This window comes from Microbacterium sp. zg-B96 (assembly GCF_030246865.1).
In the GTDB taxonomy this organism is placed as follows: domain Bacteria; phylum Actinomycetota; class Actinomycetes; order Actinomycetales; family Microbacteriaceae; genus Microbacterium.
Genome location: NZ_CP126738.1, coordinates 2,663,074 through 2,677,497, shown reverse-complemented (window position 1 = coordinate 2,677,497; position 14,424 = coordinate 2,663,074). Strand labels below are relative to the sequence as shown.

The window sequence follows — 14,424 nt, the reverse complement described above, 5'->3', positions numbered from 1 at the left end:
AATTGCGCCGCCGTGCTGCTCAGCCGACGACGCCGCAAAGCGAAGCCGGTGAGGGTGCAGCCTTTGTTGTCGCGGCTGCTGAAGTAGAGCTTCCCGCATCCCTGCTTCCTGATGCGCACCCCTTGACAGGGCCAAGGAAAACCACTATCGGGTCCGCCGCTGTCGGTGAGGCCGTCTCGCCCCCGGCTTCCCGCCGCGCGCGCCGCGTCGTGGGCGACGTGCCCGCCCCGCTGCAGGGCGACGAGTTCGAGCGTGCCGCCCGGCTGTTCGCCTTCACTGGGCAGACGCCCGTGCAGGTGGCTGCCGCCGCGCTCGCGCAGGAGCAGTCGCCCTGTGCGCCGGCCAGCGCGCAGCCCCGCCACCCGTTGTGGACGTCGGCCCGCAAGCGTCTCGCCGCGGCATCCGTGTCCATCGGCGCCATGAGCGTGGTCGGCTTGCTCGCAGTCGGGCTGACGACTCCCGCTGCGGCACTTTCGGCCTCCGCAGATCTGAAGGCCGATGTGGCGACCGCGTCGCCCAGCGCGGCCGCCTCGGCCGACGGCGAAGAGATTCAGGCTTTCGTCGCCTCGTCGACCGTGCACGACGTGACCCTCGAACGCACCGAGAGCTACTCGACCGCCACGATGGCGGATCTGGCGGCCGCCTCGGGCGTGCGCAACTTCGACAATTCCTTCATCAGCAACCCCAGCTCTCCCGTGCAGTGGCCCTTCCCGGTGGGTGTGCCCTACACGTGGGGCTTCCAGATGCGCGACGGCAGCATGCACCACGGCGTCGACTTCGTGCCGGGGCAGGGCGCGGAGATCCACACGATCGCCGACGGCACGGTTCGCATCGCGACCGAATCGGGCGGCCTCTACGGTGTGCACGTCGTTGTCGACCATGAGATCAACGGCGAGCTCGTCTCGAGCCACTACGCCCACATGGAGTACGGCTCGCTGCGGGTCAGCACCGGCGACACCGTCAAGGCGGGCGACGTGCTGGGGACCGTCGGGGACACCGGCTACTCGTTCGGCGCGCACCTGCACTTCGAGGTGTGGCAGAACGGCACCACCAAGGTCGACCCCCTCGAGTGGATGTACCAGCACACCGTGGGGTGACCCGCGTTTCTGAGGATGCTTTTGCTCTGATATCCTCGTCTAGTTGCCTGCTTGCAGGCTGCACGCCCCGATAGCTCAGTGGTAGAGCACTTCCATGGTAAGGAAGGGGTCGTCAGTTCAATCCTGACTCGGGGCTCGAAGCATCCACCGGATGCGTCGCGGCAGGGTAGCTCAGTTGGTGAGAGCGCACGACTCATAATCGTGAGGTCGAGAGTTCGAATCTCTCTCCTGCTACAAATTGAAACCCCCGGATTTCCGGGGGTTTTTTCGTGTGTGGCCCGCTTCTGCCGCGATCTCACCCCCTCGGAAAGTGACCTCACGAATCGCGCCGTTGACCGCGGCTCGCACCGCGAGAGCTGCCTCCGTGCCTGACAGGTGGGTGTACCGCTCGGTGGTCGTGATCGACGCGTGCCCTGCGACCTTCTGAATGTGGGCAGGTGCGATGCCGTGGCGGGCCAGCCGCGACAGGAACGTGTGCCGTAGGTCGTGGAAGCGCAGAGGGTGGCCGTCAGCGAACGTCGCGATTTGGTCACGGATCGCGTGCCACCGGACAGCGCGGGCGAGGTTGCCGCTGTCGAAAGGGCCGCCGAGCTTCCCGGTGAAGATGTGATCGTGTCCTGCGCCGCGTGCGGCGTCGAGCCAGGGCACCAGCTCGTCGATGATCGGAACCTGGCGGGACTTGCCACTCTTGGTTGACCGCTCGACCAGTCGCCCATGCCCGTCAGGCGAGAAGGTACGGCGAACGGTCAGCAGGCCGCGCTGCTCGTCCAGGTCCTCCCAGCGGAGGCCAACGAGTTCCCCCAGGCGGAGGCCGGTGAACGCAAGGCCTGCAAGAGCGCGCTGCCCGTGCGGGTGAAAGACCGTGAGGGCGAGCATCCGCCGCACCTGCAGGTCATCGAGCGCACGCGACGTCCACTCAGGCTCTGACGCCTTGCCGCGAGAGCGGGGGAGCGAACGACACGGGTTCGACGGCAGCAATCCGTCCATGACGGCGAAGCCGAGGATCTTCGATAGAAGCGCGAGAGCGTCGCCCTTGGTGGACGCTGCACCCGACCAGTCCGCGCGCGCCTTGGCGATCGTCAGAGGGCGGAGATCCGTGAGCGGCAGCGCGCCGAGGGACGGCTCCACGCGCAGCGCCCACGCGCGCTCGTAGGACTGGCATGCGTTGGACGTGAGGCCATCGAGGAAGAGCGCGCGATACTCGCTGAAGAACTCAGCAAGAGTCGTCGTCGCAGGGTCTAGTCTCACAATTGAGACTGTAGGCCTGCGCGCCGCGTAGTGTCAACTCCGAGACTAGGAGTCTTCCTTCTTGGGGCCGCCCTGTGCGGTCAGTCCCGCGTAGAAGGCCTCGACATCGACTGTGATGCCGGGGAATTCGTATACGTCAGGGTGTTCCCCGAACACGGAGCGGAACGCGGCGATCCGGCGATAGATCGTGGAGCGGCTCATGCCGAGGTGCTCCTGCAAACCCTCGAAACCACCGAAGAGACGCCACGCGAGCCAGAAGCCGAATACATCGACGGCAGCCGAGGCGGCCTGCCCGCGCATCATCGTCTTGATCCACGGGAAAGCGGCAAAGATCGGCTTGTTCACCGCCCGATTGGCCGCGTAGTACGTATCCCAGGCGCCCTCGAGGGCATTCTTTGCGCGGCCTTCCCCCTCAGGAGAGGCCATCCGCTCAGATCGGAAGTCTGCCATGCGTCCGCCTAGTCTCAGTTGTCGGGACTACCAGGCTAGGCCGTGGTCACTCGGCGCGGCGTCAGCGAAGCCAAGGAGCCCGCAGTCCCCGCAACTCCATGCGCGGCTGTCCGCCCGTCGAACGGGTGCTCCGGCGGAGCCGAACGAGAGCGCATCGGCCAGGCTCGGCCACCACGTCAGCTTGGATGAGGAGCACGCAGTGCATGCGGTTCCGCCGGCCCCGAGCGAATCAACCCCGATGCCACCCTGCGACCCGGCGGTATGCGGTGCGCCAGTGGATGCGTTGCGCGCCGCCCGGCGACGCTGTGCGTTCTTCCCCATGGCGCGAGCATGGCACCCGCTACCGACATACCCGCGGAGGCCGCTCCCGAAATCCTCTACACAGGATCAAGGGTCCGATAGCGTTCCCGTGTGGGGGACGAACTCGCGGTGGAGATCACTGAATGGCAGCTCTTGACGTACTTGGGAGAGCTGGAGCATCAGGCCGAAGCCGCTGCGATGGCGATAGATGCCTTCAACGGTGCGATGCAGACCAGCGCCTTGGAATCGATCGCGCGAGCCTTCGCAGCGGCTCAGTCACTGCTCGGCGCTGCGGCACAGATATCCAAGCTACTCTGGCCTGCTCCGCCAATGCCCCGGAGTAGTGATCCTCAGCGCGCACGCAAGAAGGCGATCCGGCAGTTCTCGCTGAATCGAGGGGCGCGGCTGTGCGAGGCGCTGCAACTTCAGCCGTCCCACGGGCTCGTTTTGAAGGATCGAAACGTTCGGAATGCCTTCGAACACTTCGATGAACGCCTGGATGCCTACTTCTTCGGCGGAGGAAGTTATGTGGTTGATAGGACGATCGGACCGCGCGAGTCCGCAGTCATCGTCGGTGACCAACCGGCAATGTACTTGCGGCTGATCGACAACGCGAAGCTCAGCATTTCCGTCCTCGATGTGGAGGTGTCGCTGCAAGCGATCGCCGACGACGTCATGAAGGTGCGTGAGGCCGCGGAAAAGGCACGGACACGTCTCCAAGCGAATGCGGCACGGGTTCAGTCCTAGGGCTGCCGCCCTCCGCGCTGCGCGCTCCGGTTGCCATCGGCGTCGAAGTATCCGACCGTCCGCCGGGGCGCGCGAGCCGGCCAGGCGGGCGCGCGCTGCCGCGAGCGGCACCCGCTGCGCTCCGCCTGGCCCGCTCACGCACCTCCGGGTGCCGCTCCGGTGCTGCCGAGCGGCGCTTGCACCGCGATCAGCGGGTAGCGAGCGAGCTCGGGATACATGCCCAGGAACACGCTCAACGCGCTGTCGGCGGAACGGATCGGGGCGGTCACGCCGCCGACCGGTTCCGCTGGGCGTCCCCACAGATCGCGAAGGTGTATCTCTCAGTTCCGATTGACTGTCGCCGCGTTTGCACATGGCATGCCGTTGTCCTTTCTCATGGCGCGGACCATCCGCGCCCCATCAACTCGCGACGCGAGCGGGCTGCGAGGTCTTCAAGTGGTGGCGGCCCAGCGGTGCTCGTCGTCTCCGGTGACTCCTGCCGCGCCAGCCACCACTCGCGACGAAGCCGCCGCTGGACCGTCCGCGTCAGGCCGGTGAACGACCAACCCGAGCGATGCTTCGTCCGACGCGAAGCAGACACAACCTGAGAGCGCGACCCGAACCGCTTGTGCACGAGGCTCGAGCAGTTCTGCGGCTCGCAGCCCACCCCGCAGCGCATCCGCCGCGCCGCATCGCCCAGCGCGACCTGATGCCGCCACACTGAAACCGGCACCTCGTCCGCGTCCGTTGCCACGTCCTTCAGGACGTAGTTCAGCGCTTTCGAGAGGTACCAGATCGTCTTGGCCCCGTCACCATCAGCGCGGAAGGCGTCGCACTTCGCCTGAGCGCCCCATTCGACTACGGAACCGTCCACCTTCGAGACTACGGTCGCCGTCCGCGCGGCGTCGCGTAGCAGGCCCGCGGGAGGAGCCTCGGCGCGCGCCACCCGGATGATCGCGTGCACGTGGAGGACGCCGCGGTCCTGCCATTCGCGGACGATGAAGTACTCGAGCGAGTCCCAGCGGTCACGAAGGCGGCGGCGCGTCCGATCCCAGAGCACCCCGGCATCCCGGTTCCAAGCCACCTGGCCCGCGTAGTCGTACTGCGAAGGGTCGAGGGGCACCCCGCGCAGCGCGACGTCCGCTGCGGAGTGCGTCGAGCCACACCCGCAGCGCTGGGCCGGACCGGACCGCGGCACCCGGTGCACCCGCCCGAACGACGGAGCGGTGAGCGTCAGCAGGTAGAACCGGTAACGCTCGACAGGGCCATCGAACACACCCGATCGAGCAATTGCCGCCCAATCGCCGCGGTAGAGCTCAGCGCACGACGCGCATTTGCTTTTGATGCGCGAGCCGCAGCGCACCCAAACGCCCGTCGCCGTTTTGATCGGCGAGGAGCAGCCGCGCGCGAGTACGTCTGCCTTGCCCGGTTCGATGGTTTCGGAGTCGGCTCGCATGGCGAGCGGCTACGGGTACACGTCTCATAATCGTGAGGTCGAGAGTTCGAATCTCTCTCCTGCTACAGATTGAAACCCCCGGATTTCCGGGGGTTTTTTCGTGCCCGCGGGAGTCCCTAGGGGCTCGGGATCTCCCGCGGCAGCTCGATCCGGTCGAGGGCGCCCACGCGTAGCGTCAGCCCGTTCGCGCAGCGGAGGACGGTGAGCATCGTGTGGGTGCAGGAGCGGCAGCGCACGATCGCGGCCACGCCGTCGTCCTCGACGTCGGCACCCCCGAGCGGGCCTCTCGCGCCGCAACCGGCGCACACCATCACCGCGACGGTGATGTCCGTCGCGAAGACGTCGGCGAGCAAACCCGCCAGCGCGTTGCCGTCGACGTGGCGGACGACGGTGCGATCGGCATCCGTCGCAGGATGAGGCGTGCTGTCCATCACGACCCTCCGAATCTCTCGGTGCGCACCTGCTGCGGCGGATGCCCCGCCTGCACCAGCATGTCGGCGGCGGCCTCGACGAACCCGGTCGGCCCGCAGACGAAGATCGTCGGGGCCGCCTCGACCGGCCAGACGGATGCCGCGAGTACGGCAGGCGTCAGGCGGCCGACGCCGCCCGACCACCCGGCAGGTGCCTCGCGTGTGTAGATCCAGGTCGTCTCCAGGCCGGCGGCGGTGAGTTCCGCGATCTCGGCCCGGTACATCGCGTCGTGAGGCGAGCGCACCGAGTACAGCAGGCGGAACGGGGCACCGCCACCGGCGGCGGCGCGGGCGCGCGCCATCGCGATGAGCGGGACGATCCCGGAGCCGCCGGCGACCAGTTGCACGGGGGATGGGTCCGCGGCATCCCACACGAAGTAGCCGCCCAGCGGGCCCTTCACCTCGAGCATGTCCCCGGGCTCGATGACATCCACGAGGTACGGCGAGACTTCACCGTCGTCGACGCGGTCGACCCCGAGTTCTATCGCCTGTGCCGGCCCCGACGTGGCGATCGAGTAGGAACGCTCGGCCTGGTAGCCGTCTTCGGCGGTGAGGCGGAGGTCGAGGTGCTGCCCGGGAAGGTTGCCCGGCCACCCGGGGACGTCCAGCCACAGGATGCGGGCATGCGCCGTGGCCTGCGACACCGCTGCGACGTGGGCCGGCCGCCAGTCGCCGACGATCACCAGTAGCGCTCCTCCTGCCAGGGGTCGCCGTGGAGGTGGTATCCGTTCTGCTCCCAGAAACCCGGCCGGTCGCGGTCCTGCATCACCAGGGCGTTGACCCACTTCGCGCTCTTCCAGAAGTACAGGTGCGGCACCAGCAGCCGCGCCGGGCCGCCGTGCTCGGGCTCCAAGGGTGCGCCGTCGAACTCGAACGCGACCCAGGCCTTGCCGCCGAGCAAATCCTCCATCGGCACGTTGGTGGTGTAGCCGCCGTACGAGTGGGCCATCACGAACTCGGCATCCGTGTCCACCGCCGACAGGAGGGTGTCGACCGAGACGCCGCGCCAGCTGGTGCCGAGCTTGGACCAGCGGGTCACGCAGTGGATGTCGGTGTGCACGTCTTCGATCGGCAGGGCCAAGAACTGGTCCCACGTCCAGGTGGTCTGGCTGCCGCTCGCGGTGACGATCCGGAACGCCCACTCGTCGGTGGAGATCCGCGGCGTCGGACCGGCGGAGAGCACGGGGAAGTCCTCCGTGAGGTATTGCCCTGGGGGCAGGTTCGGTCCGACTCGCGCCGCCGTCCGCCGAAACCCCGCGAGAAGATCGCCATCGCCCCTCCAACCGTCACCGGTATCGCTCAGGATAGGGCGGACGGGCCCTGGCCGCGAGAGCCGATTTCCTGGGACGATGCAGGCGTCGAGTTGGCTGTCATTCGCTGGTGTTCGTACCTTTCCCGCCTGTTCGCGGTGTCGCGAGGTCTGGTACCCACTGGGGAGAGAAAGCGCAGGGGGTGGGTGGACATGATCACGCCGCACGGCGAGCGCCCGCTCGGGCAGATCGATGTGAACTCGGTGCGTGTGGCCGCTGACGTGGACCGCGTGTGGGACGCGCTCATCTCCGGCATCCCCACCGGGCTTGCGCTTCCGCGCCGGTATCTGCGCCTCATCGGCGCGCATCCCTCGCGTGCAACAGGGGTCTTCCCCGCCGTGGGCGCAACCATTCCGGGATTCGCCGTCCGTGGCGTGGTGCCGGGGAAACAACTGGTCCTCGCCGGCCATCACCGATTCTCGCGTTACGCGTTGGTGTTCACGATCGAGCCCGCCGCTACCGGCGCGACACTGTCGGCGCAGACCACCGCGGAGTTCCCGGGAGTTCTGGGATGGGCATATCGGTTACTTGTGATCCACTCGGGGGCGCACCGCATCGTGACGCGTCGGTTCCTCCGCGGGATCGCCGCGCACGCGTAAGTGGCGCGCACAGCGAATCGGTCCCAGCGCAACCCCCGCTGCCGATGAACGACCACCGTCTAGGGTGGGCGGATGCCGGTGAAGACTCTGTGGCTCGTACGACACGGTGAGAGCGTGGGAAACGTCGCGGCGACCCGCGCCGAGCGGGAGGGCCTCGAACGGATCCCGCTCGACATCCGCGATGCGGATGTGCCCCTCTCCGAGACGGGGGAGGAGCAGGCCGCGGCGCTGGGCGGGTGGCTTGACGAGCACGCCCACGAGATCGAGGCCTACTGCGTCTCGCCATATTTGCGCGCCCGGCAGACCCTGGCCATCGCGCTGGGCGAACGTCCCGCCGTCGCCAGCGTCGACGAACGACTGCGTGACCGTGAGCTCGGCATCCTGGATCTTCTGACGAGCAAGGGCGTCGCGCGTCTGCATCCCGAGGAGGCCGAGCGGCGCCGGCGGCTCGGCAAGTTCTATCACCGACCGCCCGGCGGGGAATCGTGGGCGGACGTCGTGCTGCGGATGCGGTCGTTCCTGAACGACCTGTTCCCCCGCCCGGAGGAGTCCGCGCTCATCGTCGCCCACGACGCGGTCGTGACCCTCATCGCCTCGCTGCTGCTGGACCTGCAGGAGCAGGAGGTGCTCGAGTTCGCCTCGGCCAATCCGGTGCTCAACGCCTCGATCACGCGCCTGGACTTCTCAGAAGATGGGTGGCGGATGTCGATGTTCGCCGATGTCAGCCATCTGCGCGAGGAGGGTGCCGAGGTCACCGTTCACCCCGGCACCCCCGATGTCGGGTTCCCCGGAGGTTCTGATGCCCGCGCAAAGTAACCCGCAGCCGGTCACGCCGGACCTGCTGACGTCATGGGGGCTGCCCGATCCCGGCGCCGACAAGAAGTCGCGGGGCGACGTGCTGGTCGTCGGCGGCTCGCGCCGCACCCCGGGCGGCGTGATGCTGGCAGGCGAAGCGGCCCTGCGGGTCGGTGCCGGCAGGCTCGGCGTCTTCGTGCCGGGCTCCATCGACGCGCAGGTGGGCACCGTGCTGCCCGAAGCGGCCATCTACGCCCTGCCGGAGAAGGCATCCGACCCGTTCGAAGACTCGGCGCGGCAGAACATCGCCAACGCGGACGCCGTGCTCGTCGGTCCAGGCTTCGACGACGCCGACGAGACGCGGGACACCCTGCTCGCCGTCGCCGATGCGGGTCCGCGCCGACTTGTGCTCGACGCGTACGCCCTCGGCATCCTGCCGCAGGTCGACCGGGCGCGGCTGCCGGACGACCTGCTGCTCACTCCCAACCGCGAGGAACTCGCGATCCTGCTGGATGTGGATTCTGCCGGCGATGAGATCGGCGACGACCTGGCACTCCCGGTGCGCAAGGCTGCGCACCGTTATCGGGCGGTCGTCGCCTGTTACGACGTCGTCGCCGACGCGGACGGCACCGCGTTCCGGATCAGCGGCGGCGGGCCGGGGCTTGCCACCTCGGGCAGCGGCGACGTGCTGGCGGGCGCTGTCACCGGGTTCGTCGCACGCGGTACTGGCCTGGCACGGGCAGCGGTGTGGGGAGCGTCGGTGCACGCGCGAGCGGGCGACCGCCTGACCGACCGGCTCGGACTCGGTTTTCTCGCACGAGAGCTCGTGACGGAGCTTCCCCTCGCCCTGCGCGACCTGACCGCATAGTCAGAGCGACGCGGGCACCGTCTGACTCTGCGTCTTCCACCATGTACCGAGCAGGTGCAGGGCCTGGTCCGTTTCGGAGCCGGGCTCGGCCGTCAGCACCGTGAGCTGGATCGCGGGATGACCGACGAGGTCGAGTCCGTTGAAGCTCAGCGTGAGGTCACCGACGATGTGGTGGTGGTACTTCTTGACACCCGACTCGTGGTGCCACACGTCATGACGGCTCCACAGCCGGCGGAAGTGGTCGCTACGCGTTGAGAGTTCGCCGACGAGATCATGCAGATCCTTGTTGTGCGGATCGCGTCCCGCTTCCGTGCGCAGCATCGCGACGTTCATTTCCGCGGTGCGATCCCATTCCTGGACAGGACCGCGGGGATGATCGCGACCGCCCCGAAGGCGCCGGAACCGAAGGTCTGGTCGACGAGGATCATCGCGGCCGCGAGCCCGAGCCCAGGAAGCAGAGTCACGAAGAAGCCGCGGTGCAACTGCCGCGAAGGCAGGTAGAGGATCGGCAGCGTCGAGGCGAGCGAGAGAGCGCTGGTCACGATCTGGGGCGCTTGACCGATGGAGAGGCGCGCGGGATCGTGATGCTGGGACCGGCAGGGTGTGCCAGGTCTGGAAGGCGGGCGCCGAGGCGCCCTCGGCGTCGCCCGCGGCGCACATCTCGATCCGCTACGGCGCTACCGCAGCTCGATCGGGACGTCGAACCCGCCCTCCTGGGTGAGTCGTGCGCCCATCTGCACGATCTGCGGCGCCTCGGTGAAGCCACCGGCGAACAGCGCCTGACCCTGCCGGAACGACGGTGCCTGGGCGAGCAGGTCGTCGGGGGCGTATCCGAGATGCCGTCCGATCTCGGCGACATCGGCGAGCGAGCTCATTTTCATCAGCGCGAGGTTGTCACATTGCGACAGCGCGTTCGGGTGCACCTTCGAGGGGCGCTGGGTCGACAACAGCAACCAGAGCCCGTACTTGCGTCCCTCTGCGGCGATCTGCACGATCCGCTCGGTGAGCAGCCGGTCGATCTCGGTCGCAGGGTCGGGGGAGCAGAGGTTGTGCGCCTCATCGATGACGATGAGACGGCCGATGCGCTCATGTCGGCGGCTCCACAAGTGGTCCAGGGACGCGAGCGCGGCGGCTTTCGGCTCGATCGGCGTCGCGAAGCCGCCCAGGTCGATGACGGTCGCGTCGGCTCGCTGATCGATGACCTGGGTGAGGTCCTCACCGCCCCACGCCCAGACGTCCAGGTCGGCGATGCCGAGGTTCTCCAGCCGCAACGCCAGGCGATGCCACGACGGATCGTCCTGATCGCGCAGCCACTGCACGAGGTGACCGCGCAGATTGGTCTGCACATGCGATTCCAGCCGCAGCATGGCGTTGTAGTCCTCGGGGTCGATGATGGGATCGATCCGCAGCACCGCGGCGCGCGCCTGGAGAGTCATCCCCAGGAACCGCACACGTAGACGATCCGCCTCGCCGTCGCCGGGCCGCAGCACTCGGATGTCCCGCTGCCGCCACTGCGCGGCAGCCGTGTCGGGCGCGGTGTCGCGCAGCTCTTTCACGCGCACGAAGTCCGAGTTCGGATCGAGGATCACGATCGGCAGTCGGGTGCCGAGGATCAGCTGCTCGAGCAGCACGCCGAGGGCATAGGTCTTCCCCGACCCGCTCTGGCCGCACCAGAAGGTGTGCCGGTTCAGCTTCGTCGCGAGAACGTGGGCAGTGGCGCTCGAGCCGTGTCGAGTGCCGATGGTCAGGGCGTTCGGCATGACCGAAACCTATCCCGCAGACGGGCCGGGCGCACCGGGTCCCGTCGTGAGGCCGTGCCTGTGAGCGGGGCTGTTACGCGAGCGCTGCCGAGGAGTCCTCGCGGTGGTCATCGACCACGTCGATCGCCTCGGTGTCGAAGTGCTCTGCGATGAGCATGACGCCACCGGACGAGTTCGCGCTGCTGGCGAGCTCCTCGACCCAGCTGCGGCTGAGCTGTGTGGGCTCTGGATCGTCGAAGACGAAGCGCAGCGGGATGGAGGGGTGGATCCACACCGTGCTGCGTCCGCGCGGCTGGTCGTCGGGATGCCGCCAGGAAACGGTGAAGCTCTCGCCGCGGCGCAGCTTGGTAGCGATCACGACTTTCAGGTGCGCAAGTGCGCGATCCTCGATGTTGACGGGCGTCGACTCGCCGCCGTAGTACAAGGTACCCACGGTGCAACACTTCCTTCTGGCTGGGTGAGTCACACACCCGAGCGGGTGGCGTGCAGCACGACCGAGCTTATCTCTTAGAGCCCTCAGCGTCCCAGCGCAACCTCTCCCGCATATTGCTCCACCGGGCATACGGTGCCTGCATGGTGTATCTGTTGGTCGGAGGACCGAGGGCACGGCAGCTCGTGGATGATCTTCCCCGTGGCTACCGCCTGGTGGCATCCGAAAGCGGATCGGGGGTGGTCACGATCTTCGAGGATCTCGTCGCTGAGGAGGCCGTGTGGACGGGAGCGCCGGAACACGGGGTGTGACCTGGCACCAGGACGCGACGCGGTGAGCCCGGTCGTGTCAGGCTGGGAGCTATGACTGTTCCCACTCTTTCGCTCAACGACGGCCACACCATCCCGCAACTCGGCTTCGGCGTCTTCAAGGTCGACCCCGCCGAGACCGAGCGCATCGTCACCGACGCGCTCGAGGTCGGTTATCGCCACATTGACACCGCAGCCGTCTACGGCAATGAGGAGGGTGTCGGCCGTGCGATCTCGGCATCCGGCATCCCCCGTGACGAACTGTTCGTCACCACCAAGCTATGGAATGCCGATCAGGGCACCCAGTCATCGTTCGACGCGCTGGCGACGAGCCTGGACAAGCTGGGCCTGGACCAGGTGGACCTGTATCTGATCCACTGGCCGCGCCCTGACTTGGACCGCTACGCCGAGACCTGGCGGGCGCTAGAGCAGCTGCGCGACCGGGGACTGACCCGCTCGATCGGCGTCTCGAACTTCCACCGCTCGCACCTCGAGCGCATCCTCGCCGAGTCGGAAACCGTGCCCGCGGTCAACCAGATCGAGCTGCACCCCGCCTTCGCGCAGCGCGAGCTGCGGTCCTTCGCCGAGCCGCTCGGCATCCGCACCGAGGCGTGGGGCCCGCTCGGGCAGGGCAAGTACGACCTGTTCGGCGAGCAGGCGATTGCGGATGCCGCCGCCGCCCACGGCGCCACGCCCGCGCAGGTCGTCATCCGCTGGCACCTGCAGCAGGACATCATCGTGTTCCCCAAGTCCAACTCGCGTGAGCGCATGGCGGAGAACTTCGACGTGTTCGGGTTCGAGCTGTCGGAGTCCGAGATGGCCGCGATCGATGCGATCGACCGCGGGCAGCGTGTGGGCGCCGACCCGGACCTCGCGACCTTCTGATCGTCCGGTAAATGACACGGCCCGGGCGTGAACGCCCGGGCCGTCTTCCCGGTCGGGGTGACCCGAACACCGCGCAACCGGGGTAGTGCACTGCAACGCTAACCCGGATGCGGCCGAAGCGTGCGCGAAGGTGAGAACAATCTCATCGCTCCCGCTTGGTTCTCCGCGCGGCGTGCGGTAGCTGTGGCGCCGGAACGGCTGGCCCTAGGCTGAATCACGGCGGCATCCGTCGCCGGGCTTGGGTCGTCCTAGACGCGAAGGAACGCCATGAGCACAACCCCTCCGGGCTGGTATGACGACGGCAGCGGCACCCAGCGGTGGTGGGACGGATCCGCCTGGACCGAGCACGTGCAGCCGCAGGCACCCGCCGGCTATCCGGGATACGCCGGCCAGACACCGCAGTCCTCACCGTCCTCCCCGGGGGCCCCGGCGCAGAAGTCGAAGCTGTGGATCGTGTTCGTCGTGCTGGGCGTCGTGGTGATCGGGCTCATCGTGCTGGCCGCCGTGTTCATCCCGCGGATCATCAGCGCACTCGTCCCCACCGAAGGCGCGGCCGGCGGCGACGCGGAACGCGCAGCCATTGTGACCGTCGAGCGTTATGACGAGGCCTGGAACGAAGCGGACTGCGCCCTGTACTTCGCCTCGACCACCGAGGACTACCGCACCGCCGTCGGCATGACCGACTGCGCGGCATTCGAGGCCGAGGCCGAGATCTTCGGTGAATCCACCGATGAGTACGAGATCGCCGTCGATTCGGTGGAGCGGGAGGATGACGTCATCACGGTCATGACGACCGAAACGTTCCTCAGCCTCATCGACGAGAACGACCAGCCGCTGGCGACGCCGGAGGCGGTCTCGACCCCGTACGAGTACACCCTTGTCCCCGCCGGCGACGGCTGGGCCATCGACGACGTCTGGTAAGCGATGCCCTCATCCCCCCAACGGGCCGAACGTTCGGCCCGGTTCATCTTCGCGTGCCTGGGTATCGGCCTCGGCGCCGGCTTGCTCTCGGGTCTGTTCGGCGTGGGCGGTGGCACCGTCATCGTGCCGTTGCTGGTGCTACTGCTGCACTTCGACCAGCGCCTCGCCGCAGGCACGTCGCTCGCGGCGATCGTGCCGACGGCGACGGTCGGCGTCATCTCCTACGCGCTGAACGACTCGGTCGCGTGGATCCCGGCGCTGATCCTCGCCGTCGCCGCCGTGATCGGCGCGCAGTTGGGCTCGTGGCTGTTGGCGCGGCTGCCGCAGAACGCCCTGCGGTGGGGGTTCGTCGGGTTCCTGGTCGTGGTGATCGTGTCGCTGTTCCTGGTGATCCCGTCCCGCGACGCCGAACTCGTGCTGACGTGGTTCAGCGGAGCGGGCCTGGTCGTGTTGGGGTTCGTCACCGGCATCCTGGCCGGCCTGCTCGGCGTCGGCGGCGGCGTCGTGGTGGTGCCGGCGCTCATGTTGCTGTTCGGCACGAGCGACCTCATCGCCAAGGGCACGTCGTTGCTCATGATGATTCCGACCGCGCTCTCCGGCACGATCGGCAACATCCGCCGCGGCAACGTCGACCTGCTCGCCGCAGCGTTGGTGGGTGTCGCCGCATGCACCACGACAGCCCTGGGTGCCTGGATCGCCACGCTGCTGGACCCGTTCACCGCCAACATGCTGTTCGCGGTGTTCCTCGCCTTCATCGCGGTGCAGATGGCGTTGCGCGCGCTGCGCGGCCGCCGGTCGTGA

General features: G+C 67.9%; 20 protein-coding genes and 2 tRNA genes. 11 read left to right on the top strand and 11 right to left on the bottom strand.

The window, feature by feature from the left end:
* Window positions 1–209: 209 nt before the first annotated feature.
* The 3 genes from QNO11_RS12665 to QNO11_RS12655 all read left to right on the top strand — a co-directional run bounded on the left by QNO11_RS12665 (window position 210) and on the right by QNO11_RS12655 (window position 1,331).
* A complete protein-coding gene (locus QNO11_RS12665) occupies window positions 210–1,097 on the top strand; it encodes a M23 family metallopeptidase (protein ID WP_257507930.1) in 888 nt (295 codons plus the stop codon).
* A 64-nt stretch (window positions 1,098–1,161) separates the two neighbouring features.
* Window positions 1,162–1,233 (top strand) — tRNA-Thr (locus QNO11_RS12660).
* A 24-nt stretch (window positions 1,234–1,257) separates the two neighbouring features.
* Window positions 1,258–1,331: transfer RNA gene (locus tag QNO11_RS12655), tRNA-Met, on the top strand.
* Here QNO11_RS12655 and QNO11_RS12650 read toward each other — a convergent pair.
* Window positions 1,329–2,345, bottom strand: a complete 1,017-nt coding sequence (locus tag QNO11_RS12650; RefSeq protein ID WP_257507931.1) for a tyrosine-type recombinase/integrase — start codon at window positions 2,343–2,345, stop codon at window positions 1,329–1,331. The genes QNO11_RS12655 and QNO11_RS12650 overlap by 3 nt on opposite strands.
* Before the next feature lie 45 nt (window positions 2,346–2,390).
* On the bottom strand, window positions 2,391–2,795 hold the full coding sequence (locus QNO11_RS12645; protein ID WP_257507932.1) for a hypothetical protein: 405 nt from the start codon (window positions 2,793–2,795) through the stop codon (window positions 2,391–2,393).
* 411 nt (window positions 2,796–3,206) lie between these two features.
* Here QNO11_RS12645 and QNO11_RS12640 point away from each other — a divergent pair, with 411 nt between their 5' ends.
* Window positions 3,207–3,842: a hypothetical protein gene (locus tag QNO11_RS12640; RefSeq protein ID WP_257507933.1), complete on the top strand. Its 636-nt coding sequence runs from the start codon at window positions 3,207–3,209 to the stop codon at window positions 3,840–3,842.
* Between the two features lie 134 nt (window positions 3,843–3,976).
* Here QNO11_RS12640 and QNO11_RS12635 read toward each other — a convergent pair whose 3' ends face one another.
* From QNO11_RS12635 to QNO11_RS12615, 5 genes are all read right to left on the bottom strand, one after another.
* On the bottom strand, window positions 3,977–4,111 hold the full coding sequence (locus QNO11_RS12635) for a hypothetical protein (protein ID WP_257507934.1): 135 nt from the start codon (window positions 4,109–4,111) through the stop codon (window positions 3,977–3,979).
* A gap of 104 nt (window positions 4,112–4,215) precedes the next feature.
* Window positions 4,216–5,277 carry a replication initiator gene (locus tag QNO11_RS12630; protein WP_257507935.1) on the bottom strand — a complete coding sequence of 354 codons (1,062 nt, stop codon included), beginning with the start codon at window positions 5,275–5,277 and terminating at the stop codon, window positions 4,216–4,218.
* A 116-nt stretch (window positions 5,278–5,393) separates the two neighbouring features.
* On the bottom strand, window positions 5,394–5,708 hold the full coding sequence (locus QNO11_RS12625; protein WP_257507936.1) for a DUF6510 family protein: 315 nt from the start codon (window positions 5,706–5,708) through the stop codon (window positions 5,394–5,396).
* Window positions 5,708–6,430: a ferredoxin reductase gene (locus QNO11_RS12620; RefSeq protein ID WP_257507937.1), complete on the bottom strand. Its 723-nt coding sequence runs from the start codon at window positions 6,428–6,430 to the stop codon at window positions 5,708–5,710. Before QNO11_RS12620 ends, QNO11_RS12625 begins: the two co-directional genes overlap by 1 nt.
* Window positions 6,427–6,930 (bottom strand): molybdopterin-dependent oxidoreductase, encoded by a 504-nt coding sequence (locus QNO11_RS12615; RefSeq protein ID WP_308211117.1) that lies wholly within the window; start codon window positions 6,928–6,930, stop codon window positions 6,427–6,429. Before QNO11_RS12615 ends, QNO11_RS12620 begins: the two co-directional genes overlap by 4 nt.
* 279 nt (window positions 6,931–7,209) lie before the next feature.
* Here QNO11_RS12615 and QNO11_RS12610 point away from each other — a divergent pair, with 279 nt between their 5' ends.
* From QNO11_RS12610 to QNO11_RS12600, 3 genes are all read left to right on the top strand, one after another.
* Window positions 7,210–7,656, top strand: coding sequence for a hypothetical protein (locus QNO11_RS12610; RefSeq protein ID WP_257507938.1), 447 nt, complete (start codon window positions 7,210–7,212; stop codon window positions 7,654–7,656).
* A 72-nt stretch (window positions 7,657–7,728) separates the two neighbouring features.
* A complete protein-coding gene (locus QNO11_RS12605; RefSeq protein WP_257507939.1) occupies window positions 7,729–8,472 on the top strand; it encodes a histidine phosphatase family protein in 744 nt (247 codons plus the stop codon).
* Window positions 8,456–9,319, top strand: a complete 864-nt coding sequence (locus tag QNO11_RS12600; RefSeq protein ID WP_257507940.1) for an NAD(P)H-hydrate dehydratase — start codon at window positions 8,456–8,458, stop codon at window positions 9,317–9,319. Before QNO11_RS12605 ends, QNO11_RS12600 begins: the two co-directional genes overlap by 17 nt.
* Here QNO11_RS12600 and QNO11_RS12595 read toward each other — a convergent pair whose 3' ends face one another.
* The 4 genes from QNO11_RS12595 to QNO11_RS12580 form a co-directional block, all read right to left on the bottom strand.
* Window positions 9,320–9,640 carry an MmyB family transcriptional regulator gene (locus QNO11_RS12595; protein ID WP_257507941.1) on the bottom strand — a complete coding sequence of 107 codons (321 nt, stop codon included), beginning with the start codon at window positions 9,638–9,640 and terminating at the stop codon, window positions 9,320–9,322.
* A gap of 8 nt (window positions 9,641–9,648) precedes the next feature.
* On the bottom strand, window positions 9,649–9,861 hold the full coding sequence (locus tag QNO11_RS12590) for a hypothetical protein (RefSeq protein WP_257507942.1): 213 nt from the start codon (window positions 9,859–9,861) through the stop codon (window positions 9,649–9,651).
* 135 nt (window positions 9,862–9,996) lie between these two features.
* Entirely contained in the window at window positions 9,997–11,079 is a 1,083-nt protein-coding gene (locus tag QNO11_RS12585; protein WP_257507943.1) for an ATP-binding protein, read from the bottom strand.
* A gap of 73 nt (window positions 11,080–11,152) precedes the next feature.
* Window positions 11,153–11,512: a DUF7882 family protein gene (locus QNO11_RS12580; RefSeq protein ID WP_257507944.1), complete on the bottom strand. Its 360-nt coding sequence runs from the start codon at window positions 11,510–11,512 to the stop codon at window positions 11,153–11,155.
* Between the two features lie 140 nt (window positions 11,513–11,652).
* On the opposite strand from QNO11_RS12580, the gene QNO11_RS12575 reads away from it, so the two are divergent.
* From QNO11_RS12575 to QNO11_RS12560, 4 genes are all read left to right on the top strand, one after another.
* The gene (locus QNO11_RS12575) at window positions 11,653–11,820 is read left to right on the top strand and encodes a hypothetical protein (RefSeq protein ID WP_257507945.1); all 168 of its coding nucleotides are present in this window, start codon (window positions 11,653–11,655) and stop codon (window positions 11,818–11,820) included.
* A 51-nt stretch (window positions 11,821–11,871) separates the two neighbouring features.
* Complete coding sequence (locus tag QNO11_RS12570) at window positions 11,872–12,702, top strand: aldo/keto reductase (RefSeq protein ID WP_257507946.1); 831 nt, start codon at window positions 11,872–11,874, stop codon at window positions 12,700–12,702.
* 267 nt (window positions 12,703–12,969) lie between these two features.
* Window positions 12,970–13,623, top strand: a complete 654-nt coding sequence (locus QNO11_RS12565; protein ID WP_257507947.1) for a DUF2510 domain-containing protein — start codon at window positions 12,970–12,972, stop codon at window positions 13,621–13,623.
* Window positions 13,624–13,626: 3 nt separating this feature from the next.
* Window positions 13,627–14,424, top strand: a complete 798-nt coding sequence (locus tag QNO11_RS12560; protein WP_257507948.1) for a sulfite exporter TauE/SafE family protein — start codon at window positions 13,627–13,629, stop codon at window positions 14,422–14,424.

What these genes read in the sequence shown, in the direction of transcription:
- QNO11_RS12645 (WP_257507932.1), bottom strand. Translation starts at nt 2,795, where the DNA reads ATGGCAGACTTCCGATCTGAGCGGATGGCCTCTCCTGAGGGGGAAGGC.
- QNO11_RS12625 (WP_257507936.1), bottom strand. Translation starts at nt 5,708, where the DNA reads ATGGACAGCACGCCTCATCCTGCGACGGATGCCGATCGCACCGTCGTC.
- QNO11_RS12610 (WP_257507938.1), top strand. Translation starts at nt 7,210, where the DNA reads ATGATCACGCCGCACGGCGAGCGCCCGCTCGGGCAGATCGATGTGAAC.
- QNO11_RS12565 (WP_257507947.1), top strand. Translation starts at nt 12,970, where the DNA reads ATGAGCACAACCCCTCCGGGCTGGTATGACGACGGCAGCGGCACCCAG.
- QNO11_RS12575 (WP_257507945.1), top strand. Translation starts at nt 11,653, where the DNA reads ATGGTGTATCTGTTGGTCGGAGGACCGAGGGCACGGCAGCTCGTGGAT.
- QNO11_RS12605 (WP_257507939.1), top strand. Translation starts at nt 7,729, where the DNA reads ATGCCGGTGAAGACTCTGTGGCTCGTACGACACGGTGAGAGCGTGGGA.
- QNO11_RS12600 (WP_257507940.1), top strand. Translation starts at nt 8,456, where the DNA reads ATGCCCGCGCAAAGTAACCCGCAGCCGGTCACGCCGGACCTGCTGACG.
- QNO11_RS12585 (WP_257507943.1), bottom strand. Translation starts at nt 11,079, where the DNA reads ATGCCGAACGCCCTGACCATCGGCACTCGACACGGCTCGAGCGCCACT.
- QNO11_RS12570 (WP_257507946.1), top strand. Translation starts at nt 11,872, where the DNA reads ATGACTGTTCCCACTCTTTCGCTCAACGACGGCCACACCATCCCGCAA.
- QNO11_RS12595 (WP_257507941.1), bottom strand. Translation starts at nt 9,640, where the DNA reads ATGCTGCGCACGGAAGCGGGACGCGATCCGCACAACAAGGATCTGCAT.
- QNO11_RS12560 (WP_257507948.1), top strand. Translation starts at nt 13,627, where the DNA reads ATGCCCTCATCCCCCCAACGGGCCGAACGTTCGGCCCGGTTCATCTTC.
- QNO11_RS12630 (WP_257507935.1), bottom strand. Translation starts at nt 5,277, where the DNA reads ATGCGAGCCGACTCCGAAACCATCGAACCGGGCAAGGCAGACGTACTC.